The sequence below is a fragment of the Nocardia sp. NPDC003482 genome (genome assembly GCF_053588115.1).
This window is the reverse complement of sequence record NZ_JBSFPI010000002.1, coordinates 70,743-95,667: the sequence shown is the minus strand read 5'-3', so window position 1 is coordinate 95,667 and position 24,925 is coordinate 70,743. Positions and strand designations below refer to the sequence as shown.

Genomic DNA, 24,925 nt, shown 5'->3' with positions numbered 1-24,925 from the left:
GGCGGGTACATGATCATCGATCCGAGTGGCCGCGGACCGACGATGCGGCAACTGCTCATCGCGGGACTGTGCGGTCTGGTGGTGTTCGCGCTGGTTCTCGCGCTGCTGATGGCGCGGTACAAGGGCTACATCATGCATCCCAAGGTCGACGTCACCGCGAATATGGCGACGACCGGCGACGGCCTGCCCGCCCAGGCGGACGTGAAGTTCCGGGGCGTGCTGGTGGGCACGGTCAAGGACGTGTCGGTCGCGGCCCGCGGCGAACAGCAGCAGGTGCACATCGAGATGAAGCCGGAGTACGTCTCCGACATCCCGGCCAATGTCACCGCGCGCGTCGTCCCGAGCAACCTGTTCGCCGTCACCTCCGTCGAACTGGTCTACAACGGCCCGGATTCGGCGTTCCTGCACGCGGGTTCGCAGATCCCCGAGGACCGCAGCGAGGGCACCATCGCCCTGCAGGACACCCTGACCAACGTCCGGGCCATCCTGAACAAGATCGATCCGGTGCAGCTGGGCCGGGTGCTGAGCACGCTGTCCTACGCGCTCGACGGCAGCGGCCGGGTGCCGGGGTCGACCGTGGAACGGCTGGACACCTTCCTGACCCAGGTGCGCGCCGCGGTCCCGAACGTGGACCAGACCCTGAACGACTTCTCCGCGTCGTTCCACGCGCTCAACCAGTCCGCCCCCGATCTGATGCAGGTGCTCGCCGATTCGGTGCAGACCGCGCGGACGATCTCCGACAAGCGCGCCGAACTGGCGAACCTGCTCACCGGGACCGCCGCGACCACCGACAAGGTCAACGCGCTGTTCGCCCGCAATCCCGATGTGGGCAAGCAGCTCACCGTGGGCACCGCCGACATGTTCGGCGCGCTGACCTCCCAGCCGGACGCGCTGCCGCAGGCCATCTCGAACCTCAACAAGTCGCTGCGCCAGCTGAACACGGTCTTCCACTGGGGTCCGCAGCGGCAGATGGTGTGGAATGTCGGCATCACGCTGACCCCGTTCAAGCCCTACGACCGCTCCGACTGCCCGCGCTACGGCGAGCTGGCCGCGCCGAGCTGTGCCACCGCACCGCTCGAGGCGACCCTGCCGCCGCTGCCGGATTCGCTCAAGCCGCGCGCGCTGGACTCCGCCAAGGGGCTGCCCCCGGCGGTGCCGATGCCGGGCCTGCCCGCCATCCCCGGCTACACCGCGCCCGCGGATCCGACCGCGCAGAACACCGCGCAGCCGGGCAACCCCCTCGCGGGCACCCCGCTGGCGGGCCTGTTCCCGATGCTGGGCCTGCCCGTTCCGGGGCAGCCCGCGCCGAATCCGCAACCCGTGCCCACCCCGGCCGCCGCGCCGGCGGGCACCGCGGCGAAGCCGATCGCCTACACCGGTGACGCCGCCGTGACAGCGCTGCTGGGCCGCGCGCCCACCACCGCCGAGTACCTGTTGTTGAGTTCGATCCTGAGGGGCGGAACCTTGCAAGTCACCGAGGGTGGTGCCGCCTGATGAGCATTCGCAAACCGCTGATCGGGTTCGGCATCTTCGCGCTGGTGTCGATCCTGGTGACGGTCGTGGTGTGGAATACGTTGGCGCGCACGGTATCCGGCACGACCAACACCTACAACGCGACCTTCACCGACGTGCTCGGGCTGCGCGAGGGCGACGACGTCCGCATGGCGGGCGTGCGGGTCGGCAAGGTCGACAAGATCGAACTCGACAAGGCCCACCACGCCAAGGTGACCTTCGAGGTACAGAACGATCAGACCCTCTACGGAAACACCAAGGCGCTCATCCGCTATCAGAACCTGATCGGTCAGCGGTACGTGGCACTCGCCCCGGGCAAACAGGGCGACACCATGCCGCTGCGGAACAAGAGCGCGATCCCGCTGGAGCGCACCGAGCCGTCGTTCGACATCTCGGGTCTGCTCAACGGCTTCCAGCCGCTGTTCGAGGTGTTGCAGCCGGAACAGGTGAACAGCCTGTCCAACACCTTCGTCCAGGCCCTGCAGGGAGACGGGGTCTCGTTGAGCGCCTTCATCACCCAGGCGGCCGCGGTCGCCGGTGACTTCCAGCGCCGCGACGCGATCCTGTCCGACGTGATCACCAACCTCTCGGCCGTGATGCAGGGACTGGCGAAACGAGGTGACGAATTGGAGACGCTGGTGACCCAGACCCGGGCACTGATCGGCGGCCTGTACGACCAGGGCCAGTCGCTGCAGAACTCGACGGTCGCGATCGCCACGGCGACAACGTCTCTGGTGGATATGGTCGGCCAGGTGCAGCCCAAGCTGCGCGACGCCCAGAACTCCACCCGGGACGCGTTGACGCTGCTGCTCGAGAACGGCGCCAAACTCGACCAGGCCGCGATCGACCTGCCGGACCTGCTGTCGAACATCGGCCGGTTCACCTCCGAGGGCGCCTACGCCAACGCCTACGCCTGCTCGCTGGACGTCTCGCTCTACGGCATCCTGCTGCCGCGCGGCATCCTCACCCAGATCGGCGGCCAGTCGCATTCGGCGGTGTGCCGCCCATGACGACACTGCGCGAACGCTTCTCCGCCAACCGCTACTTCTGGCTCGGCATCCTCGGCGCCCTGCTGATCGTCGTGCTGCTGGTCGCGTCGAGCACCTACAAGAAGCTGGGCATCGGAACCCAGGACATCAAGGCCGAATTCGTCCAGTCCGCGGGTGTCCGCGTGGGCGACAAGGTCGACGTCGCGGGCGTGCCGGTCGGCACCGTCTCCGGCGCCGAACTCGAGGGCGACCACGTGCTGGTCACCCTCCAGATCAACAACGACGTGAAGCTGGGTCCCGACGCCCGCGCCTCGATCAAGATGGCGACCCTGCTCGGCGCCCGCTTCGTGGCGCTGGAGCCGGGCGATGGATCGGGGCTGAAGGGCAAGCGAATCCCCAAGAGCAACACCGCGGTTCCCTACGATCTCGCCGACGTGGTGCAGATCGGCACGCCGAAGTTCGAGGCGCTCGACACCCAGAAGCTCGCCGAGTCGTTCAAGGTGCTCGGCGATCAGATCGACGGCTCGCCGCAGCTGACCGCGCAGGCCCTCGACAGCGTCGGGGCGCTCGCCAACACGATCAATCAGCGTCGCGCGCAAGTGGATTCGCTGCTCAAGGATCTCGACCGGGTCACCAGGATCCTCGGCGACAACCGCAACAGCGTGCTGCTGGTCATCACCCAGGGCGAGGCCATCGCCAACCGGGTGATGGAACGTCAGGCCCTGCTGCGGCAGTTGCTGGACAACGTCGCCGCGCTGACCAAGCAGTTGCAGGCCATCGGCGCGGAGAACCAGAACCAGTTCGGCCCGACCATCGAACAGCTCAACACCATCGCCGAGGGTCTGCAGAAGAACAAGGACAACCTGGACCGGTTGCTGCAGATCATGCCGGTGTCGATCCGGTACTTCAACAACGCGGTCGGCAACGGCCCGTACGGCGAGGTCTCGCTGCCGTGGTTGTTCCCCGACAACTGGTTGTGCTTCGCCCGAGTTCTCGAGGGGTGCCAGGGATGAGAGTGAGCGTGCAAGCGCTGCGGACGGCCGCGAAGTCCTTCGTCGTCGGCGCGGTCGCGCTGGCCGCGGGCGGATGTTCGGTGCTGCCCGCGTCGGTGCAGGACGCGGTGGGTTCCAGTACCCACATCACCGCCGACTTCCGCAATATCGCGGGCATGTTCGAGGGCAATCCGATCACCGTGCTCGGCCTCGAGGTCGGCAAGGTGGAGAAGATCGTGCCCAAGGGGCAGTACGCCGAGGTCCACATGGTGGTCAAGGGCGATGTGAAACTGCCGAAGAACGTGGTGGCGGCGCTGATCTCGCCCTCGATCGTCACCGATCGCCACATCGAGCTCACCCCGCGCTACACCGGCGGGCCGACGCTGCCCGACAACGCCCACCTGACCGTCGAGCAGACCCGCACGCCGGTCGAACTGGACACGCTGATCAAGACCATCGACCAGTTCACCGACGCGCTGAAGCCCGCGCCCGGCAACCAGGTCGGCCCGCTGTCGGGCACCCTGCTTTACGACATGGTCAACGGCCAGGGCGAGAAGATCCGCGACACCCTCAACGCGCTGTCGGGTGCGCTGAAGGTCGGCGTGGACAACAAGGACGCGGTGGCCACGATCATCATCAAGCTCAACGAGCTGACCACGATGCTGGCCGAGAACGACCAATCCGTCCGCGATTTCAGCAATCGGACCACCCAGCTGACCGGGCTGCTCGCCGAACAGGCACCCGGCCTGCAGGCCACCCTCGACCAGCTGAACGGCTTCCTCGCCAACACCAGCGGCGGCTTCGGCCAGTACCAGCAGCAGCTGTCGTCCAGCCTGACCGGCCTGACCGCGGTGACCGATCAGCTGCGCCGCAACGCCACCGGTCTCACCGAGGTGACCGATCTGGCGCCGCTGCTGCTGCAGAACCTGGACCGGTCGGTGAACCGCCAGAACCACCACATCCGGCTGCACGCGCTGCTCGGCACCAGCCTGTCCGGTGAGCTCATCAGCGTGTTCTGCGAGAAGATCCAGATGCGCTCGGACGGCTGCCGCACCGGCAAGATCGAGGATTTCGGACCCGACCTGGGATTGACGGCGGCACTGTTGGGACTGACGCAATGACGCGAACGACACGACGAGCACGACTCACGCTCCGGCCCCGGCGCGCGCTGATCGCGCTGGCCGCCTCGCTCGGGGTGCTCACCACGGCGTCGGGCTGCGGTCTGACCGTGGACAAGCTCCCGCTGCCCAAACCCGGCGTCTCCGGCGACACCTATACGGTGCACGCGGTCTTCGCCAACGCGCTGAACCTGCCCGATCAGGCCAAGGTCAAGATCGGCGGCTCGGATGTCGGTGTGGTGAGCCACATTTCGACGAAGAACTTCCAGGCCGTCGTCGACCTGACCATCCGCAAGGACATCGAGCTGCCGGCGGGCACCACGGCCGAACTGCGACAGGCCACGCCGCTGGGCGACGTCTTCGTCGCGGTCTCCAAGCCGAAGACCCAGCCGGGCGGGCAGCTGCTGAAGAACGGCGACACCATCGCCATCGAGCAGACCTCCGCCGGCGCGACCGTCGAGGAACTGCTGCTGTCGATCTCCATGCTGTTCAACGGCGGCGGCGTCGCGGCCCTGGGCAAGCTGACCGCGGAGCTGAACTCCGTGGTCGGCGGGCGGCCCGATCAGCTCGCGGATCTGATCCGCCAGATGACCAGCGTGACCACCTCGCTGCACGCCAACAGCGACCGGATCGACGCCACGCTCGCGGGTTTCAGCGCGCTGACCAACACCATCGAGGCCCGGCACAACGAGCTCGGCCAGGTGGCCGACACGCTGCCCGGCATGATCGGCACCATCGCCGAGAACAACAAGCAGATCGGCGATCTGCTGACCAAGGTGTCCACCGCGAGCAACGCCCTCGGCGACTACTCCGCCACCACGGGCAAGCAGCTGGGTGACCTGCTCGACAGCGTGCGCACGCTGATGGACGCGCTGTCGCACACCCGCGACAGCTTCGCCCCGCTGCTGGACGCCTTCCACGAGATCCGGCCCGGCATCGACTCGACCTTCCGGGGCAACTCGCTGGCCGCGCTGGTCACCATCACCAACCTGGACGCGGCGCTGCTGACCGATCCGGCCAACGGCAAGTTCTTCGATCTGCGCGATGTGCAGGATCTGCAGGGCAGCCTGATCCAGGTGCTGCAGATCGTGTACGGCCGAGTGACGGGGGGCCACCGGTGAGCTGGCTGACCAGACACAAACTGCTGCTGTCGAACGTGGGCCTGGTGCTCGCGCTGATCGTCGGCGCGACCTACCTGACGATCACGGTCATGCGGGTCAATCCGCTCCGGCAGACCTACACCGTCACGGTGAACCTGGATCGCTCCGGCGGTCTGCAACCCGGCAACGACGTGACCCTGCGCGGTTACCGTGTCGGCAAGGTGAACTCGATCAAGCTGGTCGACCGGGGCGGCGCGATCGCGGCCGAGGCCGAGATCGACAGCCGCTACAAGATCCCCACCGACACCACCGTCGCGGTGCAGGCGCTCTCCGGCGCGGGCGAGCAGTACATCGACTTCCGGCCGCTGACCGACACCGGCCCGTTCCTGGCGAACGGTTCGGTGGTCACCTTCGATCCGCAGAAGGTGAAGACGCCGACCCCGGTCTGGTCGGTGCTGGACAACTCGACCGCGTTCTTCGACCAGATCGATCCGGACCGGTTCAATGTCATTCTGACCGAACTGGATACGGCCCTCAGCGGCGGACCGGATCAGCTGCGCAGCATGATCGACGCGCTGAGCCTGGTCACGGCGGGTCTGGACAATCTGCTGCCGCAGACCACGAACCTGCTTGCCAATCTGCGCACGATCGCCTCGACGACCTCCAACGCGCAGCCGGATCTCGCCACGCTGACCCACAATTCGGGCACGTTGCTGAACCAGTTCAACAACGCCAACGACGAATTGAAGCGGGTGCTCGACAGCGCTCCCGGACAGCTGGGACAGCTGGGCGAGGTGCTGGACAAGACCGCCGATCCGATCACCAGCCTGGCCAACAACTTCGTCGCCATCACGCGCGGCGCGCAGTTGCGGCTCCCCGCGCTGCGGGCGCTGTTCCCCGCGCTGGTGGTGGGCAGTTCCGCGGCGGGCGAGCCCGCGCACGACGGCGAGTTCCACACCATCGTCGACATCTGGCCCCGGCCGTTCTGCGACTACCAGACCCGGAAGAACCCGCCCTACGTCGTCCAGGACGGCACGATGCCGCGCTGGAACTACTGCGTGAATCCGCCCCCGGACCAGCAGATCCGTGGTTCGGCCAACGCGCCGCGCCCGGATATCCCCAACAACGGCGCGCAGATGCCGACCGGTGTCGATCCCAACGAGCGGACCCTGCCCCCGGTGCGGTGAGGCATACTCGCGCAGAGAATCGTGCGGCCCGGATCCGACCGGGCCGACCCGGCTACACGGTGTGCCTCGTGGCGCGCCGGGAAGGTGACTGATCGCTTCATGTCCGATGACGACGCTGCCAAGGACAAGACGAATACCGATGCCGAGGCGACCACGAAGGCGGCCGCCGAGTCCGATGCCGAGCGGACCGCGAAGGTTCCGGCGCAGTCCGAGGCGGCGGAGCCCACGGTGAAGCTGGAGACCGCCCCGCCCACCCAGGCCGAGGCCGCCGCGTCGGAGCCGAAGCCCGAACCGGCCGCCGCGTCGAAGTCCGGCGACGGCAAGCGTTCCTGGCTCCCGATCACCGCGGCCTTCGTGGCGGGCGTGCTGCTGGTCGCCGCCGTCACCGCGATCGTGGTCTTCTGGAAGCAGGCCCACGACCGCAAGGACGAGCTGGCCACCCGTGCCGCCGCGACCCGGGCCGCGTGTGATTTCGGCAATGCCGTGGGCGCCTACGATTCGAAGAACCTCGACGACTACTTCAAGCGCGTCAACGACCTGTCCACCGGCGAGTGGGCGCAGTTCTTCGGCAGCGCGACCGACGCCCTCAAGCAGGCGATGCAGAGCGTGCAGGCGCGCTCGACGGTCGACGAGATCCACTGCGCCTGGGAGTCGGGCAACGACAGCGAGGCCAATGTCGTCGTGATGATCACCCAGCAGCAGAGCAACGCCGCCACCCCGCAGCCGCAGACGGTCACCCTGCCCGGCGTCGCCCACATGGAGAAGAAGGACGGGCGCTGGCTGATCTCGAAGTTCGACTCGCCGGTCAGCAAGGGCTCGGGCGGCGCGGCCGCCCCGGGCGCCCCCGTCGCGCCCGGCGACGCTCAGCAGCAACCCGCCCCGGCCCCGAGCCCCGCGCCCGCCACGCCGGGCCGCTAGAACAGGGTCAGCGCGTCCGCCTCCGCGGCGGCGGTCGAATCGGCCGCCGCCGCAACCCTTTTCGGCCGCGGCGCGACGGCCACGGTCACCTCGGGCAGCGGCGTCGGTCGCGGCGCGACGGCCACCGTTACCTCGGGCAGCGGCGGCAGATCGCTGATCCCGGTGGCCGGCGCCGCCGGATCGGGCGCGGCCGCGCGGGCCGCCTCGCCCGCCAGCTTGTCGGCCTGCTCGTTGAAGTAGTTGCCCACGTGCCCGCGCACCCACCGGAACCGCACCGGCCCCGGCCGGGTCGCAATGGCGTGGTCGATGTGCCGGACCAGCTCCACGTTCTTGACCGGGCCGCCGGTCGCGGTGCGCCAGCCGTTGAGCCGCCAGCTCGACAGCCACTCGGAGGCGCATTTGATGGCGTAGAGCGAATCGCTCTCGATGAGCAGCGGTTCGGTGTCGTGATGGGCGACGATCGCCTCGAACACCGCGCGGAGCTCGGCGACCTGGTTGGTGCCCGCGGCGGCCCCGCCGCTGCCGGACCCGCCCTCGTGGTTGACCCACGCCCAGCCGATGGCGCCGCCGGGATTCCGCAGGCAGGAACCGTCGGTACTCACGATGATCATGGTGGCCTACCCTACGCAATCCGACCGACAAGATCGGTCCCGTGGAATTCCTCGATCTCTCTTCGCAATTGCGCCTCGCTCCGCCGCACGGCCCCCGTGACGGCCGCGTCGATCAAGCGGGCGCACATCCGGGCGGTCATACCGCGTGGCGGGCGGTAGTCGGCCTCGGAGGTGAGCACCGAACGGCCGTAGCCGAGCGGGTCGAACCGGAGGGTGAGCGTGCCGAGCACCGCCGCGGGGGCATCGGACCGCGCGGGCGCCACCTTCCCCGGCCGGCGCCCGCGCAGCGTGTACCCGATGACCACGTTGCGGCGGTACTCGGTGATCTCACACTCGGCCGTGGAACGCCACAACCCGAGCCGGATGCCCGCGGCGTACACCGCACCCGGCCCGTGTCCGGCGTCGCCGACCGGTTCGAATGCGCTGACGCCGAACATCCAGTCCGGCACGAACAGGTGATTGTCCGTGTACGTGAACGCGACCTCCACCGGAGCCCCGACGTCGCTCGCGAACCTGATGTGGCCCATAGGCTTTGCTCCCTGTTCCACGGCTGCGACAAAAGTACTACAGGACTCCTCTTTATTGGACGATTCTCGCCGAAGAAACTCGCGCGCCCGGGCGTGTCGGGGAACCCGTGGCAAACGGTCAGTTGTTCAGCGATGCCACGATGTGGTCGGCGATCGGCAGCGCCGAGGTGGCCGCGGGCGAGGGCGCGTTGAGCACGTGCACCGTCCGGTCGGTCCGCTCGATCAGGAAGTCGTGCACGAGCGTGCCGTCCGCGGCGACGGCCTGAGCGCGGATGCCCGCCTCGCGCGGCAACAGATCGGCGAGCGTCAATTCCGGGCAGTACCTTCGGCATTCGGCCAGATAACCCCGCTTGAACAGCGAATTGCGCAGTTCCCGCAGCCCGGTGCGGACATGGGCCGCGGCCACCCGGTGAAATCCCCGATAGCCCAGCACCTCTCGCGCGTCGCGCGCATCGAAGCTGCCCTTGCGATACCCCTCCCGCGCGAGCCCGAGCACGGCGTTGGGCCCGACGGTCAGCTCCCCGTCGATGGTCGGGCTCAGATGCACGCCCAGGAACGGCAATTCGGGATCGGGCACGGGATAGACGAGCGTGCGCACCAAACCCTTGCGATCGTCGGGCAACCGGTAGTACTCGCCGCGAAAGGGCACGATCCGCACCGGAACTCGCAGCCCCGCCAGCCGCGCCACCCGATCGGCCTGCAACCCCGCGCAGGCCACCAGCCGCCGCGCCCGCCACGACCCGGCCGGACCCGAGACGGTGACCGCGTCCGAACTCTCGGCAACGGCGGTGACCTCCGCCCCGAACACGATCTCCCCACCGCCGGAACGGAATTCGTCGGCCAGCGCGGCGGTCACCCGGGTGTAGTCGATGATGCCGGTGCTCGGCACGAACAGCGCGCCCACGCCCGTGACGTGCGGTTCGCGCCGGACCAGTTCGGCGGCGTCGAGCAGATCCACCTCGACGCCGTTGGCGACCGAGCGTTCGTACAGCGCCAGCATCCGCGCGTGCTCGGCGGCGTCGGTGGCGACCAACAGCTTCCCGCACACCTCGTACGGAATGCCGTGCGCCGCGGCGAACTCCACGGTCCGCCGCGCCCCCTCGCGGCACAGCCGCGCCTTGAGGCTGCCGGGCTCGTAGTAGATCCCGGAGTGGATCACCCCGCTGTTGTGCCCGGTCTGATGGACCGCGAGCCGCCCGGCCTTCTCCAGCAGCAGCACGCTCGACCCGGGGTGGGTCGCGCGGATGCGGTGCGCGGTGGCGACACCGACGATGCCGCCGCCGATCACGCAGTAGTCGTACACCCGGGCAGTGTCACACAGCCGGATCGGCCCAGCGCACGGAACGGTCGCCGAGCACCGGATCCGTCAGCGTGACGGTGATCCGCCCGCTGTGGGTGTCCACCCCGGTGCTGAGCCGGGTGACCCCGGCCGACCCGGGCCGCTGCGTCAGCGCCGTGGTCACCGCCGCGGGCACATTCGTGTCCACCGTCATGGTGAGCGAATCCGGTTGATCGCGAACGACATTCGCCCCCACATAGGTGTCGCCGGGCAGCCGCACCCGGAGCGGGGCGGGACCGGTCTGCGGCGTGGCGGCCGTCGCCGCGCTCGCGGGGGCGGGTGCGGCGGGCGCGACCGGAACCGGCGCGGGCAGCGGCGGTTCGGCCACCGGATCCGGCAGGCGGCGGGTCTCCACCACCAGGCCGACCGGCGTGGAAATCGTTGCGGGCGTACCCGATTCGCGGGCGCGGGGCTCGTCGGCCGGGCCCGGTTCGACGCGGCCCGCGCCGGGTTCGCTGAATTCGGTGCCGGGGCCCAGCCCGCTCTGCGCGATCTGGTTGACGATGTAGGTCCCCGCCGCGACGGTCAAACCGATGCTGGCCATCCCCGCGGTGACGATCGCCGTGTGCTGGAGGATCTGGACCGAACGCCGGGTCGTGGTGCGGCGCCCGGTCGCGGAATGCTGCGACGTCACGGTGCGTTCCTTTCCCTCTCCCCTCGGGTCCCCCTGAACGCCGACTCGCACCGTTGAAAGCCGAACGCTTGTCCAGACTACTGCGCCGCGCCCGACCCCGTCGCGGGGGCTTGGTCAAGATCACAGTGTGAACGCGGACAATTGTCATAATCCGCGCGCGCGAATTTCTTTGTGGTCCAGGTGTTTCCGCTACGGAACCAGTGGGTAAACAGATAGTCAGCAGGCGAGCGCCCGCTTCGACTGCCAACTCGAAAACCTCCGGCCAACGGCGTCCGGTCGGCAACGGCACGGCGCACCCAGAGTTGGCGCTCGCCCGCTCCAGCTATCCGGCGAACTGTCCCGCCGCGCGACCACTCCCGGCCGGACCCGCGAACGCCTGCGCGATGCCCAGCCACTCCGCCGCGTCCGCGCCCACGGCCGTGATCCCCAGGTCCTCGGGATGGCGGCGCTGGGTCACCAGCAGGCAGAAGTCCAGCGCGGACCCCTCGACCCGCTGCGCCGCGTCGTCGGGACCCCAGCTCCAGACCTGCCCGTCGGGCGCCCGCAATTCCACCCGGAACTCCTGGTCGGGCGGGGTGCGACCGTGCACCTGATAGGCGAAGTTCCGGGTCCGCACGCCGAGATGGGCGATATGCCGCAACCGCGCGGTCGGCGGCCGCACCGCGCCGAGCGCGTCGGCCACATCCTGCCCGTGCGCCCAGGTCTCCATCAGCCGCGCGCTGACCATCGACGCCGGGCTCATCGGCGGCCCGAACCACGGCAGTTTGACACCCGGCGGCACCGCGCGCAGCGCCTCGGCCAGCACCGCCCGGCCGCGCCGCCAGCGCGTCAGCAACTCGGGCGCGGGCATGGCCGCGGTCTCGGCGGCGGCCTCGTCGACGAAGGTCAGCACCCGCGGCGTCGCCTCGCGCACCAGCTCGCCGAACCCCTCGGCATCGGTGGCGGCCAGCGCCGCGACCTCGTCGGTCCAGGTCAGATGGCCGATCTGATGGGCGATGGTCCAGCCCTCGGCCGGGGTGGGCAGCGCCCAACGGTCCGGCGGCAGCGCGCCGACCAACGCGTCCAGATCCGCGCATTCCGCGTCGAAGTCGGCGAGCAGCGCCGGGAGATCAACCACGCGTTCAGCATCGCAACGCCCCCGAAAAAATGCAAGCACGCGTGCTTGTTATTCACCAGCCGAACAGGATCAGATGTACCCCGCCGACCACCAGGCCGAGCACCGCCCCGTGCAGATACAGCAGCCAGGCGTCCTGTTCGACCGAGGCGTAGAACATCTCCATGAACTCGCCGGGCGTGAGCTGCCGCAGTTTGCGGGTCGCGAAATCGTCGATCTTCCCGGCCTGTTCGCGCGCGAACTCCTCGTCCGCCACCAGGCTCGGGGCGAGGCCGACGGCCGCGCTGGTGGCCCCGGCGGTGAGATTGTCGAACTGGCGGCGGCCGAAGGCCATTCGCACCACCGAGGTGGTCGGGCCGAGTTGGCGGTGGATCTCGTCGGAGATCAGATGCTCGATGAGCTGGCGGGTCTTGTCGCCGTTCGGCCCGTCGAGCAGTTCGTTGGCCAGATTGGGCAGGGTCAGCACCTGATAGGCCAGCAGGTGGCCGAGGTCGGCGGCGGCCTGCGGCTGCCGCTTGGCCAGCAGCGCCTGCCGCCACAGGTACTTGTAGCGCGGCTGCGGATCGCCGGGTTCGAACACCATCTTGATCGCGATCACGTTCACCGCGACCCCGATCGCCGCGGCCGCCGCGAGCACCACGGCCCAGCCCGGAATCCAGCCGACGATCGGAATGTCGTGGTGCACTTGCATATACAGCGCGAGCAGCAGGCCGAACGGCGCGCCGAGCAGGCCGATCCGAATCATGAACCGCAGTTCCGGCGCGGCGATCGTGGTGGTCAGATCCTTGAGGATGTTCGGGTTCGCGCGCAGATAGCGGATGACGAAGCTCTTGATATCGATGAGCTGGTCGACATTGTCGCCGAGCTGTTCGAACGCCCGCCGGGTCAGTTCCGGCAGCTCCCGCGCGATGCGCTGATAGAGCATCGCGCGCGCCGGACGCGGCACGGCCCGCCACAGCTCCGGATTCTCCCGCGTCATGATCTCGTCGACGATCGGCCGCACCCGCTCGCGGGCCACCTCGGCGATGTAGTCCGCGACGCCCTCGAGATCGAGTTCGTGGATGAAGTCCTTCGGACTGCCGATCCGCATGATGGCCATGTCCACGCAGATGCTGGCCATCTTCTCCGCCCGCGCGGGGATGAACCCCTGGAACCCGATCCGCCGCCCGTCCCCGGAGAACGTCGGCAGCACCTGCACCCGCCGCGGGAAATACGGATACAGCACCTGGAGCCCCGGAATCCGCACACCCCGGAAGAACACCGGCCAGAACAGCATGAGCACGCCGGTCCAGTTGGTCAGCCACCCGGCCAGCCCGCTGAAGATCGGAAAGGTGATCAGGTCCACGACGATCTTGGGCTGGCCGGTGAGGTGCTCCCAATCGATGAACACCCCACCCGCGAGTGTCGTCATCGTGGGAAGCCCCCTTGATCTGATCCGAACCTCGAGCTATTGGGACCCCAACGTTCTCATTGGCTTATGCGGGTGTCAATCGCGCCGTCACGGCTTCAGGACCAGGCGAATCGGATTGCCCTCCTTGGCCTCGAGCGAGTGCACGGCCTTGGCCGCGTCCGCGAGCGGCAGCACCCCGCTCACCGAGCGCGCGAAGTCGATGCGGTGCAGGCGCTGCAACTGGACCAGCTGATCGACGTGCTCCGGCTGCGAACCGTAGTGCCCGCGCAACTGCTGCTGGAAGAAGCTGAACATGGTCCCGTGCGTGATCGTGATCGGCTTGTCGGTCAGCCCGACCAGCACCAACCGCCCGCCCGGCCCCAGGCACACCGCGGCCTGCTCCCGCACCGCGGGCACCCCGGCGAAGTCGAACGCCGCCGCCAGCCCCGCCCCGCCCGTCACCTCGAAAACCTTTGTGCGCAAATCGGATTCACCCGGATCGAAGGCGTGATCCGCGCCGAACTCCAGCGCCCGCTGCCGCGCCGCGGGCAACGGATCGACCGCGATGATCGGCGCCGCGCCGATCAGCCGCAACAACTGCACCCCGTGCGCCCCCAGCCCGCCCACACCCCACACCCCGACGGGTTCGGCCGGGCGCACCTGCGCGGTCGCGGTGATCGCGGCCCACGGCGTCGACACCGCGTCGGGAATGAAACACGCCTGCTCGAACGGCAGATCGTCCGGCAGCGGCACCAGCGTGTCGACCCGCGCCAGCGCGTACTCCGCCCACCCGCCGTCGTAGTCCACCCCGCGCGTGAACACCGCCCCGTTGCGCAACTCCCCCGCCTGCAACACGACTCGATCCCCCACCTTCGCCTGCGACACCCCCGGCCCCAGCGCGTGCACGGTCCCCGCCACCTCGTGCCCGAGCGTGACAACATCCCCCTTCAGATACAGCGGCGTCAACGTCCCATCGATGAGATGCACATCCGACAGACACACCCCCGCCGCCTCCACCTTGATCAACACATGATCCGCCCCCGGCTCCGGAACCGGCACCTCCTCCACCTCGAGCCGACGTTCTGATCCCAGATGAAGACGTGCGGCCAGCATGCTCTCTCCTCGCGTCGGCGTCGACAGGTCGCCCCCGAGTATTCCACCGCCCCACCCGATAGCGACTCCCCTGAACTCGAGCTACCCTCTCGAAAGTATGTTCGAGAGCTTCGAGGCCCACTCGACACGCGAACCTCACCCCTTCTCGTGCATGCTCGGAAGTGCGCCATGTTCACGATCCACCGGAGTGCACCGTGCCCTCACCCCGCACCGACCCGAAACCCTTGTCGGACACCGAGATCCGCCAACTGATGGCCGACCTCGAAGCCGGTCGCCACCCCACCGTCTGGTTCACCCCCCAAGCCGTAGGCATCCCGGAAGGCCGCTCCGGCAAGATAATCGCCATCGCCGACCCCTCCGAACCCGACTTCCTGCGCGTCCGCCCGGCAGGCGTCAACGACACCCTGGCCTTCTCGCCAGCCGAACTCACCCTCACCCGACCGGCCCGCAGAGTCCGCCGGAGCTGACCGCCGCCTGTAGGTTCCGCCGTGAAGTGTCGGAACGGCACGGCCTTGACCAGCTACCTTCTGAGTGACGTGTGGTACGTGATTTCGTGAATCGGGTGTGGGCCCCGCCCAGGGCCGAATCGAACTGCTTCATCGTCAAGCCGTTCCGACACACCGGCAGAAATGAGCGAAATAATTCATCGCCCCGGTAGTCTCGTCGTTATGCACTCCTCCGAGATGCGCGACCTCGGTTCCGCTAGCCCGCGGATGGTGACTCTGGTTCGTGAGGCGAAGGGCTGGTCGCAGGCTGACCTGGCGCAGGCTGCGGGCGTGACTCAGGGATTCGTATCCAAGGTCGAGAATGGACTGACCGAGCTGACCGCTGAACGTTTGGTTGCCTTCGCCGACGTACTGGGCTGTCCCCCTGCGCTATTGACTAATCACGAAGCGCAGCAGGGTATCGAGGTGTCCTGCATGTTCCATCGTCGACGACACAGCAAGATCACAGTTGGGACCGCGAAGAAGATCGAAGCCGTGAGCCACCTGACGCGGATCACTGTCGATGCCTTGCTGACTGGGGTCGACGGCGGCGCAGACATCGCCCTCGAACGAATGGACATCGACGAATTCGGCGGGGATGCCGCACATGTCGCTCGGCTGCTTCGAGCCCGCTGGAGAATTCCGAGTGGGCCGATCAGCAATCTGCACACCTTGCTCGACGACATCGGCATCGTGATCGTCGCGCGCGCACTCGATTCCACAGCGCAGGATGCCTTCAGCACCTGGCCCCGGGGCAAGGCGCCACTCATGGTCGTCCGGACAGGGTTGCCGCCCGATCGTGAACGATTCACCATTTGTCACGAATTGGGACACATCATGATGCATGTGCTGCCCAATTCTGAGCAAGAACAGCAGGCCGATCTGTTCGCCGCCGAGTTCTTGATGCCAGCCGAGGACATCCAGCCACAGCTACACGGACTGACTACACGCGACTTCCCTCGCCTGATGGAACTGAAGGCACAGTGGAAGGTGTCGATCGCCGCGCTGATCCAGCGTGCCAAGACGCTCGATCTGATCAGCGACCGCCAGTTCCGGGAATTCCGGATCAAACTGTCCAAGTTCGGATGGAACACAGTGGAACCCATCGATCTCCCTGTCGAGCGGGCATGCCTGCTCGACTCCGTCATCGAAACCTACCGATCTCGGCATGGTTACAGCGATGCGGACATCGCGCGGATTGCCTACATGACACCGGAGGCGTTCCGCGAGCACTACGTGCGAGAAACCTCGGGCACCAACCTGCAGGCGGTGAGATCGTGAGCGGCATCGAAGAGGCGCTGATTTTCGACGGACCTGACGAGCTGCCGAACTTCGGGCCGCCGTTCATGGCGCACGCGCCGGCATCCTGGGCGCAGGTACTTACGCCATTGACTCGCTCGCACGACGTAGGCGCGGTAATTACCACTCGCGACAGGTCTGACGCGAAGCAGGCGATCAGCTATATCCAGCAGGCGAACCCCCGCGCGGCGATTCTGCTCGACGCGAGCCGCTACAGCGGCAAGAATCGCGGCATAGGCGCTAGCTGCATGACCACCGACTGGATCAACATGCAGATCAAAGGCGGGTTGCGCTGGGCACTAACCGATTCTGGCTACATCCCCGCCAATGATCTCGCCGCACTGCGCGCCGTGCTCCGCTGGGGCGCAGAGCTCACACAAGTAGTTACGGCGCTACCTTTGGCGATCCAGTGGTTGACGAACGACCATGAGGCCCTCATCGCTGAGCTGACCGCAGCCGACGCGCCCGTTGCTCTGATGCTGGAGTCGGACGGGGATCCGCTCGCGACCAAGACGGCAGTCTCGGGGTTGATTGCGGTGCTGCGCTGTCCGGTGCCAGTGCTGTTGCTGCGATCGGACACTTCGGTACTTGGTGCTCTCGCGCACGGTGCCGCAGCGGTGTCGGTCGGTACCAAGTCGGCGTTGCGTCATATCTACCCGATCACCGACGGACCCGGCGGATTCACGCCCCCGCCGGCTGCTTACGTGCCGGCGTTGTTGTCCTACAGGCGCCTTAACACTATCGAGGACGGCATCACCCGAAACCCCGAGCTCGACTTGTGGAAGTGTGACTGCACTGTATGTATGGGCCGGTCGCTCGAGTGGATCATCAATCATCCATACCCGGAGACAGCGGCATTCGAGCATTCGATCGCAGCTCTGGCGAAGCAGGCGCAGCTGCTTCTGGCGCATCCTCCGGAGAGCCGGGGCAGTGAGTGGAAGACGATGTGCGCTGTCGCCCAGGCGAATCACGAGCTGATCCTGAATAGAAGCAACAGGGCATGGGAACCGTCGAAGGCACTCAAGGCGTGGGTGTCGTCGACACCGCATCCGCAGGCGAGTACCCGATAGCGAGCGCTGACCCGAACAGCACTTCCTCTTTGTGCCGCGTCGACACCATGCGTCGTGCGGTAGCTATCGGTCCACGCCGACCCTCCACCAGCACATCGACGTTGCCCGCCTGCTCATGTACGACGGCAACTCCGCCGACGTCAAATTTGGATAGCGTCCATGCTGATGGGCTGCGGGATCCTGATGTCAGCCACAATCCTGCGCCGTAACCAGCGAGTGAGTCGAGTGCATGCAGCGCGTCTGCGGCTTTCATTGCCGTCGAGACGAAACCGACGATCGACACGGGCGACCTGGGCGGCGGATCACCCATATCGGGCGTCCATGATTCCCAGATTCCCAGCGTGGATCGATCCAGCTCAGGACCGTAGCCGTTGACTAAACGCTCAGTCCAAGCGTCCGGGATGATCTCCACGACCGGAAAAACCATGAAATCGCTGACTTTGGTGCGGGGCAGCACTACACCGCACCAGGTTGCCGCCCGAACAGCATCCTCGATCTGCGGCGGTGCAACGCACTGTCGTCCAGAAGTTCGCTGGTCAGTCATCAGCGTGCAACAGTAGACGGCACCGGATTGTCGCTGTCGGGCGCCGGGCCAACTTGCGTTCGGTCCGCTGCGAACATGCAGATCATCGCCGGATCCTCCTCCGAGACAGCGAAACAGACCTGAGAGTGCTTGTCGAGCCCTACTTTTCGGAGCAACGCGGCGGGAACCGATACCTGGTAGACCTTCGTGATCGTCCGTGGCCCGTAGACCTGGCCCTGCACGCCCATCAACTGATCTTAGCAGTCTTATTAATATTAAGAAAGCAAGTCAGTCGGTCGTTTCGCTGCCGGTGAACATCCGTCCGGAACAATGGACCACCCCGCCAGGTTGAGTAGGTAGCGCTCAACTTTGGAAGGGGCTCGAAAACGATGACTACCCCACAACGACTACCGGTGCTGTTCCTGACCGATCCGATCGTGCTGCCCGGGATGGTGGTGCCGATCGAACTGGACGAATCGGCGCAGGCCGCGATCGATGCCGCGAAGGCGGCGAATCTGGAGTCCGTGCTGCTCGCGCCGCGGTTGGCGGAGGGGTACGCGGGCTATGGCGTGGTCGCCACGATCGAGCAGGTCGGGCGGATGCGCGGGGGTGCGAAGGCGGCGGTGTTGCGGGCCGAGCGGCGCGCGCGGATCGGGCACGGGGTGACCGGGCCGGGGGCCGCGCTGTGGGTCGAGGCCGAACCGGTGGAGACCGGTGAGCCGGACGGCCGCACCCGCGAACTCGCCGCCGAGTACAAGAAGCTGGTCGTGTCGGTGCTGCAACGTCGCGAGGCGTGGCAGGTGATCGACATGGTCGAGCAGATGACCGATCCGTCGGCGCTGGCCGACACCGCGGGCTACGCGCCCTATCTGACCAACGAGCAGAAGCGCGAACTCCTCGAGACCCCGGACGTCGCCGAACGGCTCACCACGCTGATCGGCTGGGTGCGCGACCACATCGCCGAGATGGAGGTCACCGAGAAGATCAGCGAGGACGTGCGCGAGGGGATGGAGAAGTCCCAGCGCGAGTTCCTGCTGCGCCAGCAGCTCAACGCGATCCGCAAGGAACTGGGCGAGAACGAGCCCGACGGCGCCGAGGACTACCGCACCCGCGTCGAACAGGCCGACCTCCCCGACAAAGTCCGCGAGGCCGCCCTGCGCGAGGTCGACCGGCTCGAGCGCGGCAGCGATCAGAGCCCGGAGGCGGGCTGGATCCGCACCTGGCTCGACACCGTGCTCGAACTGCCGTGGACCGTGAAAACCACGGACTCGACCGATGTCTCGGCCGCCCGCGCGGTCCTCGACGCCGACCACCACGGCCTGGACGAGGTGAAGGATCGCATGGTCGAGTACCTGGCCGTGCGCGCCCGCCGCGCCGAGCGCGGACTCGAGGTCGTCGGCGGTCGCGGCTCCGGCGCGGTGCTGGTGCTCGTCGGCCCGCCCGGCGTGGGCAAGACCTCGCTCGGCGAGAGCGTCGCACGGGCGTTGGGCCGCAAGTTCGTTCGCGTCGCCCTGGGCGGCGTGCGCGACGAGGCGGAGATCCGCGGCCACCGGCGCACCTACGTCGGCGCGCTGCCCGGCCGGATCGTGCGCGCGGTCAAGGAGGCGGGTTCGATGAATCCCGTCGTGCTGCTGGACGAGATCGACAAGGTCGGCTCGGACTACCGCGGCGATCCGGCGGCGGCGCTGCTCGAGGTCCTGGACCCCGCGCAGAACCACACCTTCCGCGACCACTACCTGGACCTGGATCTGGACCTGTCCGACGCGCTGTTCATCGCGACCGCCAACGTCATGGACACCATCCCGGGCCCGCTGCTGGACCGCATGGAACTCATCACGGTCGACGGCTACACCGAGGACGACAAGGTGGCCATCGCCCGCGACTTCCTGGTCCCGCGCCAGCTGGAACGCAACGCGCTGACCACCGACGAGGTGCGCGTCACCGACGAGGCGCTGCGCGAGATCGCCGCGAACCACACCCGCGAGGCGGGCGTGCGGCAGCTGGAACGCCTCATCGCGAAGGCGTTGCGCAAGGCCGCGACCCGGCTCTCCCAAGGCGAGACAACCGCCCCGATCGTCGTCGAACCGGCGAATCTGCGGGACTACCTGGGCCGTCCGCGCTTCACCCCGGATTCGGTGGAACGCACCGCGGTCCCGGGCGTGGCGACCGGCCTGGCGGTGACGGGCGCGGGCGGCGACGTCCTCTACATCGAGGCCAACGCCGCCGAGGGCGAGCGCTCGCTCACCCTCACCGGTCAGCTGGGCGACGTCATGAAGGAGTCCGCGCAGATCGCGCTGACCTACGTCCGTTCGCATCTCGAGGAGATCGGGATCGAGCCCGCGGTGCTGGATCGCAACATCCACATCCACTTCCCCGCGGGCGCGGTGCCCAAGGACGGTCCGTCGGCGGGCGTCACCATGGTCACCGCCGTGGTGTCGCTGGCGCTGGGCCGGCAGGTCCGCGCCGATGTCGGCATGACCGGTGAGGTCACGCTGAACGGCCGGGTGCTGCCGATCGGCGGCGTCAAGCAGAAGTTGCTGGCCGCCCAGCGCGCGGGCCTGAAGACCGTGTTCATCCCGGCCCGCAACGAGCCGGATCTGGACGAGGTCCCGGCCGACGTGCTCGCCGCGCTGGACGTCCGCCCGGTCGCCGACGTGGCCGAGATCCTGGCCTACGCGATCGAACCGGTCACCGAACCGGCGTACCAGGCGCTCGCCTCGGCCTGAGCGAAAACCGTTGGCCGCGGCCCACTCTGGTGGTGGGCCGCGGCCACCACAGGCGAATCGCCGACGCCGCCAACAGGATCAGCAACATCGTCACGTACAGATTCATCAGGATCGGCGCGATCACCCACGTCGGCGGGTACATGATCAACCCGACCACCACCCACTGCGGCGTCCACTCGTAGGTCCACGATCCGGCGGCCAGATACACCAGGCCCGCAAGCGCCCACCACCACGGCCGGGTCTGCGCCCGATGCACGAGGTGAACCAGCAACGGCACCAGCCACACCCAGTGGTGACTCCACGAGAACGGCGACACCCCGCACGCGGTCATCCCGGCCACCGCGATCGACAGCAGCCGCTCGTCGCGTCGATACCACGCGACCGCGATGCTCAGCCCGGCCACCGCGACGACGACCGCGAGCGGCACCCACAACCACACCGGCGCGGAATGCCCCAGCAGATGGGCGATCGCCCCGCGCAGGGATTGATTGGCCGCGTGGGTGTCCTGCGCGATCCGCTCCGAGTGGAAGAACGTCGAGGTCCAGTACTGCCGGGAATCCGCGGGCAGCACCAGCGCCGAGACGACCACGGTCGCCAGGAACACCGCCGCCGCGGTCACGGCCGTCCGATAGCGCCGCAGCGCGAGGAAATACACCACGTAGAACAGCGGAACCAGCTTGATCCCCGCCGCCAGCCCGACGCCGACCCCGCGCCACCGGTCGCCCTCGCGCCGCGCGCAGTCCCACAGCACCAACGCCATCAGCACCAGGTTGATCTGCCCGTAGTACAGCGTGGTGCGCACGGGCTCGACGAAGACGCAGGCCAGCGCGACCACCGCGCTCACGGCCACGATTCGCCGCTCGAGCCGATACCCCAGAATCCGCCAGCACAGCAGCACGCAGCCGAACAGCACGCCCAGATTCACCAGGAGCCAGGTGTTGGTGACCCATCCCCACGGATACAGCGCGATCGGGATGAACAGCAGCGTGGAGAACGGCGTGTAGGTGTAGAACAACCCGTACACGCTGGGCTCGGTGTACAGCGGATGCCCGTGCAGGATCTTCCAGGCCCCGTCCCGATAGACGTGCACATCCAGCCCGCCCACCAGGATGCCCGCGCGATCCAGCCACGGATCCACGAGCGTGAACACCAGCACGACCGCCAGCACCGCGACGATCCCCAGCACCCGGAGCGTGGTACGCGCGCGAAGCGGCGGTGATGGACGCACGACCGTTTAACCTAGCTAAAGAAGACCCGCCGCGTCATGCCCCGAAGACCGAGGTCACCGAGAACGGCCGAATCAGGATGCCGGCGTGGTCAATTCCCGCTCGACCGCGCGGGTCGTGCCCTGCGCCGCCGCGACCAGAACCGGCTCCCCGTGCTCGGGTTCGGCGTAGATCTCGCAGTGACACACCGCCTGCCGCCGGGTGGCCCCGGTGACCCGCGCCTCGGCCCGCAGCCGCACCCCCGCGGCGGGCCGCAGATAGGTGATGGAGAACCCGCCGGTCAGCACGTTGGGCCCGAGCACCGATCCGGCCGCGTAGGTGAGCGCGTTGTCGGCCGCGTAGGCCAGCACCCCGCCGTGCACATAACCGAACTGCTGACCCAGTTCGGGCCGGATGGGGACCACCAGCGTGGCCGCCCCGTCGCCGTACGCGCTGATCTCCGCGCCGACGAGCACGCTGAACGGTTGCGCCGCAAGGACTTTCCGGGCCAGGTCGAGATCGGGGAGGGCGGTCATCGGGATGCTCCTGATTCGTCGGATGCGGGCGCGCGCAATGCGGCCCAGGCGGATTCGGCCAGTTCGGTGGCGACGGCGGTGGGCGCGGTGGTGATCTCGCCGCCGAGCCAGTGCCGCGCGTACTCCTGGGCGGGCCCCAGCCACAGCGCGTACACCAGATCGAAGCCGAGATCGCGCACGGTGCCGTAGGCCGCGTGGGTGCGCCACCACCGCCAGACATCGCGCAGGAACACCTGATTGGACTCGCTCTCGCGCACCCCCGGCGGCCGCGCCGAGGTGAGCACCGCGGCCCGGTACTGGTTCTCGGTGACCCAGCGCAGATGCGCGACCACGCCGCCGGTGATCCCGGCGCGCGCGTCGACGCTCGCGCCGACCACGGCCCACAGATTCCGCTGATAGTCCGCGAGCGCGTTCGCCCACACCTGCCGGTACAGCTCGGCCTTGTCCGGAAAGTGGTGGTACAGCGCGCCCACGCTCGCGCCGGCGGCGTCGCGGATCTGGCCCAGGGTGGTCTCGACCGTCCCGTGCTCGGCGAACTGCCGCTCGGCCGCCAGCAGCAACCGATCACGAATCTTCACGAACAGAATATTATTCTGGTTCCGCCGGATTGTCACCCGGGTGGGGTAAGACGAGAGGGTGCCCCGGTGGCTGTTGCACGTGGACCTCGATCAGTTCCAGGCGGCGGTGGAGTTCCGCCGCCACCCGGAGCTGCGGGACCGGCCGGTCATCGTCGGCGGCAACGGCGATCCCGACGAGCCCCGCAAGGTCGTGACGTGCGCGTCCTATCCGGCCCGCGCCTTCGGCGTGTACGCGGGCATGCCGCTGCGCACCGCCGCCCGCAAATGTCCGGAGGGGGTGTTCCTGCCGCTGGACATGGCCACCTACGAGGAGGCGTCCGAGGAGGTCATGGCCCGCCTGCGCGCGTTCCCGGTGCGGGTGGAGGTGCTCGGCTGGGACGAGGCGTTCCTCGCCGCCGACACCGACGATCCCGAACGGCTGGCCCGCGAGATCCGTTCCGCCGTCGCGGAATTGGCGCTCACCTGCTCGATCGGCATCGGCGACAACAAACTTCGCGCCAAACTCGCCACCGGTTTCGCCAAAACCGTCGGCAAGGGCGAGCACGCGCCCGGCGGCACCGGCGTCTTCCGCCTCACCGCCGAGAACTGGGACCGGCTCATGGCCGACCGCCCCACCAGCGCCCTGTGGGGCATCGGCGCCCGCATCGCCGCGCGCCTGGCGGCCCTCGGCATCGAGACCGTCGCCCAGCTCGCGGCGGCCGACCGTACCGTCCTGGCCGCGGAGTTCGGCCCGAGCACGGGCCCGTACCTGTGGCTGCTCGGCAACGGGCGCGGCGACACCGACGTGGTGACCGAGCCGCGAATTCCCGTGGGCCGCAGCCGTTCCGAGACCTTCCCGCAGGACCTCACCGAGCGCGCCGAGATCGAACGACAGGTGGTCCGGCTGGCGACCGAGGTGGCCGAGGAGATGATCGAGGCGGACCGGATCACCCAGCGCGTCGGGGTCACCGTGCGCACCAACACGTTCTACACCCGCACCAAACAACGCAAACTCCCCGAGCCGACCGCCGACGTCGCGACGATCGTGCGCGCGGCCGTGCAGGTCCTCGGCCGATTCGAGCTCGACCGCCCGGTCCGGTTGCTCGGCGTACGCCTGGAACTGGTCCCGCGGTGATCACCGCGCGCGGCGATTTGACATGCTGGGCGGGCAGACTCGATGGGAAGGCGACGGCATGACCGACTACGCGACGCTCCGGTTCGAGCGGACGGGCGCCACCGCCCGGATCACGCTCGACCGGCCGAAGGCGGCCAACGGAATCGATGCGACCCTGGGCCGGGAACTCGCCGAACTCGCGGCGCTGTGCGCCGACGATCCGACGCTCAAGGTGGTCGTCCTGACCGGCGCGGGGAAGTTCTTCTCCGCCGGGGGCGATCTGAAGGCCATGGCGGCCGCGGAATCCGGGGCGGGCGCGTACGTCAAGCAGCTGGCCGACGATCTGCATCAGGCCATGTCGTCGTTCGCGCGGATGGACGCGCTGCTGCTGGTGGCGGTCAACGGCATCGCGGCCGGGGCCGGATTCAGCCTGGCGGTCGCGGCCGATCTGGTGGTGGCGGCCGAATCCGCGTCGTTCACCATGGCCTACACCCGTGGCGGACTGAGCCCCGACGGCGGCTCGTCCTACTATCTGCCGCGCCTGATCGGCCTGCGCCGCACCCAGGAACTCATGCTCACCAATCGCACCGTGTCGGCGGCCGAGGCCCTCGACTGGGGCCTGGTGCACCGCGTGGTCCCCGACGCCGAACTCACCGCCGCGGTCGACGCCCTGGCCGAGCAGTTCGCCGCCGGACCCCGGCACGCCAACGCGAATGTGAAGAAGCTGCTGCTGGTCTCCTCCGACCACACCCTCGAGGAGCAACTCGCGCGCGAGGCCGCCTTCATCGGGGCCTGCGCGGACTCCGAGGACGGGCGCGAGGGCATCACCGCCTTCCTGGCCAAGCGGGCCCCGACCTTCCGCTGAC

25 protein-coding genes are annotated in these 24,925 nt (G+C 68.2%); 13 read left to right on the top strand and 12 right to left on the bottom strand.

The window, feature by feature from the left end:
- Nucleotides 1–9: 9 nt before the first annotated feature.
- The 7 genes from ACWDSJ_RS03610 to ACWDSJ_RS03580 all read left to right on the top strand — a co-directional run bounded on the left by ACWDSJ_RS03610 (nt 10) and on the right by ACWDSJ_RS03580 (nt 7,816).
- Entirely contained in the window at nt 10–1,494 is a 1,485-nt protein-coding gene (locus ACWDSJ_RS03610) for an MCE family protein (RefSeq protein WP_450029094.1), read from the top strand.
- On the top strand, nt 1,494–2,522 hold the full coding sequence (locus ACWDSJ_RS03605; RefSeq protein WP_387358395.1) for an MCE family protein: 1,029 nt from the start codon (nt 1,494–1,496) through the stop codon (nt 2,520–2,522). The genes ACWDSJ_RS03610 and ACWDSJ_RS03605 overlap by 1 nt, the downstream gene beginning before the upstream one ends.
- Nucleotides 2,519–3,514: an MCE family protein gene (locus ACWDSJ_RS03600; protein WP_450029093.1), complete on the top strand. Its 996-nt coding sequence runs from the start codon at nt 2,519–2,521 to the stop codon at nt 3,512–3,514. The genes ACWDSJ_RS03605 and ACWDSJ_RS03600 overlap by 4 nt, the downstream gene beginning before the upstream one ends.
- A complete protein-coding gene (locus ACWDSJ_RS03595) occupies nt 3,511–4,614 on the top strand; it encodes an MCE family protein (RefSeq protein ID WP_387358391.1) in 1,104 nt (367 codons plus the stop codon). The genes ACWDSJ_RS03600 and ACWDSJ_RS03595 overlap by 4 nt, the downstream gene beginning before the upstream one ends.
- On the top strand, nt 4,611–5,732 hold the full coding sequence (locus tag ACWDSJ_RS03590) for an MCE family protein (protein ID WP_450029092.1): 1,122 nt from the start codon (nt 4,611–4,613) through the stop codon (nt 5,730–5,732). Before ACWDSJ_RS03595 ends, ACWDSJ_RS03590 begins: the two co-directional genes overlap by 4 nt.
- Nucleotides 5,729–6,898 (top strand): MlaD family protein, encoded by a 1,170-nt coding sequence (locus ACWDSJ_RS03585; protein ID WP_450029091.1) that lies wholly within the window; start codon nt 5,729–5,731, stop codon nt 6,896–6,898. The genes ACWDSJ_RS03590 and ACWDSJ_RS03585 overlap by 4 nt, the downstream gene beginning before the upstream one ends.
- Nucleotides 6,899–6,997: 99 nt before the next feature.
- Nucleotides 6,998–7,816: a hypothetical protein gene (locus ACWDSJ_RS03580; RefSeq protein ID WP_450029090.1), complete on the top strand. Its 819-nt coding sequence runs from the start codon at nt 6,998–7,000 to the stop codon at nt 7,814–7,816.
- On the opposite strand, the gene ACWDSJ_RS03575 is transcribed toward ACWDSJ_RS03580, so the two are convergent.
- The 7 genes from ACWDSJ_RS03575 to ACWDSJ_RS03545 form a co-directional block, all read right to left on the bottom strand.
- The gene (locus ACWDSJ_RS03575) at nt 7,813–8,427 is read right to left on the bottom strand and encodes a ribonuclease H family protein (protein ID WP_450029089.1); all 615 of its coding nucleotides are present in this window, start codon (nt 8,425–8,427) and stop codon (nt 7,813–7,815) included. The genes ACWDSJ_RS03580 and ACWDSJ_RS03575 overlap by 4 nt on opposite strands.
- Before the next feature lie 11 nt (nt 8,428–8,438).
- The gene (locus ACWDSJ_RS03570) at nt 8,439–8,954 is read right to left on the bottom strand and encodes an SRPBCC family protein (RefSeq protein WP_387358381.1); all 516 of its coding nucleotides are present in this window, start codon (nt 8,952–8,954) and stop codon (nt 8,439–8,441) included.
- Nucleotides 8,955–9,072: 118 nt separating this feature from the next.
- A complete protein-coding gene (lhgO, locus tag ACWDSJ_RS03565) occupies nt 9,073–10,257 on the bottom strand; it encodes an L-2-hydroxyglutarate oxidase (protein ID WP_450029088.1) in 1,185 nt (394 codons plus the stop codon).
- Nucleotides 10,258–10,267: 10 nt separating this feature from the next.
- Complete coding sequence (locus ACWDSJ_RS03560; protein ID WP_450029087.1) at nt 10,268–10,927, bottom strand: hypothetical protein; 660 nt, start codon at nt 10,925–10,927, stop codon at nt 10,268–10,270.
- Between the two features lie 322 nt (nt 10,928–11,249).
- Nucleotides 11,250–12,044, bottom strand: a complete 795-nt coding sequence (locus ACWDSJ_RS03555) for a TIGR03084 family metal-binding protein (RefSeq protein WP_450029086.1) — start codon at nt 12,042–12,044, stop codon at nt 11,250–11,252.
- Nucleotides 12,045–12,096: 52 nt separating this feature from the next.
- Nucleotides 12,097–13,452, bottom strand: coding sequence for a hypothetical protein (locus ACWDSJ_RS03550; protein WP_450029085.1), 1,356 nt, complete (start codon nt 13,450–13,452; stop codon nt 12,097–12,099).
- An 87-nt stretch (nt 13,453–13,539) separates the two neighbouring features.
- Entirely contained in the window at nt 13,540–14,544 is a 1,005-nt protein-coding gene (locus ACWDSJ_RS03545; protein WP_450029084.1) for a zinc-binding dehydrogenase, read from the bottom strand.
- A gap of 194 nt (nt 14,545–14,738) precedes the next feature.
- On the opposite strand from ACWDSJ_RS03545, the gene ACWDSJ_RS03540 reads away from it, so the two are divergent.
- The 3 genes from ACWDSJ_RS03540 to ACWDSJ_RS03530 all read left to right on the top strand — a co-directional run bounded on the left by ACWDSJ_RS03540 (nt 14,739) and on the right by ACWDSJ_RS03530 (nt 17,398).
- The gene (locus ACWDSJ_RS03540; protein ID WP_450029083.1) at nt 14,739–15,011 is read left to right on the top strand and encodes a hypothetical protein; all 273 of its coding nucleotides are present in this window, start codon (nt 14,739–14,741) and stop codon (nt 15,009–15,011) included.
- A 201-nt stretch (nt 15,012–15,212) separates the two neighbouring features.
- Nucleotides 15,213–16,310 carry a helix-turn-helix domain-containing protein gene (locus ACWDSJ_RS03535; RefSeq protein ID WP_450029082.1) on the top strand — a complete coding sequence of 366 codons (1,098 nt, stop codon included), beginning with the start codon at nt 15,213–15,215 and terminating at the stop codon, nt 16,308–16,310.
- On the top strand, nt 16,307–17,398 hold the full coding sequence (locus tag ACWDSJ_RS03530) for a hypothetical protein (protein WP_450029081.1): 1,092 nt from the start codon (nt 16,307–16,309) through the stop codon (nt 17,396–17,398). Before ACWDSJ_RS03535 ends, ACWDSJ_RS03530 begins: the two co-directional genes overlap by 4 nt.
- Here ACWDSJ_RS03530 and ACWDSJ_RS03525 read toward each other — a convergent pair.
- Nucleotides 17,349–17,942 carry a hypothetical protein gene (locus ACWDSJ_RS03525; RefSeq protein WP_450029080.1) on the bottom strand — a complete coding sequence of 198 codons (594 nt, stop codon included), beginning with the start codon at nt 17,940–17,942 and terminating at the stop codon, nt 17,349–17,351. The two genes, ACWDSJ_RS03530 and ACWDSJ_RS03525, sit on opposite strands and share 50 nt — an antisense overlap.
- A complete protein-coding gene (locus ACWDSJ_RS03520) occupies nt 17,942–18,169 on the bottom strand; it encodes a hypothetical protein (RefSeq protein ID WP_450029079.1) in 228 nt (75 codons plus the stop codon). Before ACWDSJ_RS03520 ends, ACWDSJ_RS03525 begins: the two co-directional genes overlap by 1 nt.
- 141 nt (nt 18,170–18,310) lie before the next feature.
- Between ACWDSJ_RS03520 and lon the strand changes: the two genes are divergently transcribed.
- A complete protein-coding gene (gene lon / locus ACWDSJ_RS03515) occupies nt 18,311–20,647 on the top strand; it encodes an endopeptidase La (protein ID WP_450029078.1) in 2,337 nt (778 codons plus the stop codon).
- Here the strand turns inward: lon and ACWDSJ_RS03510 are convergent.
- From ACWDSJ_RS03510 to ACWDSJ_RS03500, 3 genes are all read right to left on the bottom strand, one after another.
- Nucleotides 20,610–21,833 (bottom strand): glycosyltransferase 87 family protein, encoded by a 1,224-nt coding sequence (locus ACWDSJ_RS03510; RefSeq protein ID WP_450029077.1) that lies wholly within the window; start codon nt 21,831–21,833, stop codon nt 20,610–20,612. The two genes, lon and ACWDSJ_RS03510, sit on opposite strands and share 38 nt — an antisense overlap.
- Before the next feature lie 114 nt (nt 21,834–21,947).
- Nucleotides 21,948–22,388 (bottom strand): PaaI family thioesterase, encoded by a 441-nt coding sequence (locus ACWDSJ_RS03505; protein WP_450029076.1) that lies wholly within the window; start codon nt 22,386–22,388, stop codon nt 21,948–21,950.
- Nucleotides 22,385–22,966 (bottom strand): TetR/AcrR family transcriptional regulator, encoded by a 582-nt coding sequence (locus ACWDSJ_RS03500; RefSeq protein ID WP_450029075.1) that lies wholly within the window; start codon nt 22,964–22,966, stop codon nt 22,385–22,387. The genes ACWDSJ_RS03505 and ACWDSJ_RS03500 overlap by 4 nt, the downstream gene beginning before the upstream one ends.
- Nucleotides 22,967–23,024: 58 nt before the next feature.
- Here ACWDSJ_RS03500 and ACWDSJ_RS03495 point away from each other — a divergent pair, with 58 nt between their 5' ends.
- Nucleotides 23,025–24,080 carry a DNA polymerase IV gene (locus ACWDSJ_RS03495; protein WP_450029074.1) on the top strand — a complete coding sequence of 352 codons (1,056 nt, stop codon included), beginning with the start codon at nt 23,025–23,027 and terminating at the stop codon, nt 24,078–24,080.
- A gap of 58 nt (nt 24,081–24,138) precedes the next feature.
- Nucleotides 24,139–24,924 (top strand): enoyl-CoA hydratase/isomerase family protein, encoded by a 786-nt coding sequence (locus ACWDSJ_RS03490; protein WP_450029073.1) that lies wholly within the window; start codon nt 24,139–24,141, stop codon nt 24,922–24,924.
- Nucleotide 24,925 lies beyond the last annotated feature (1 nt).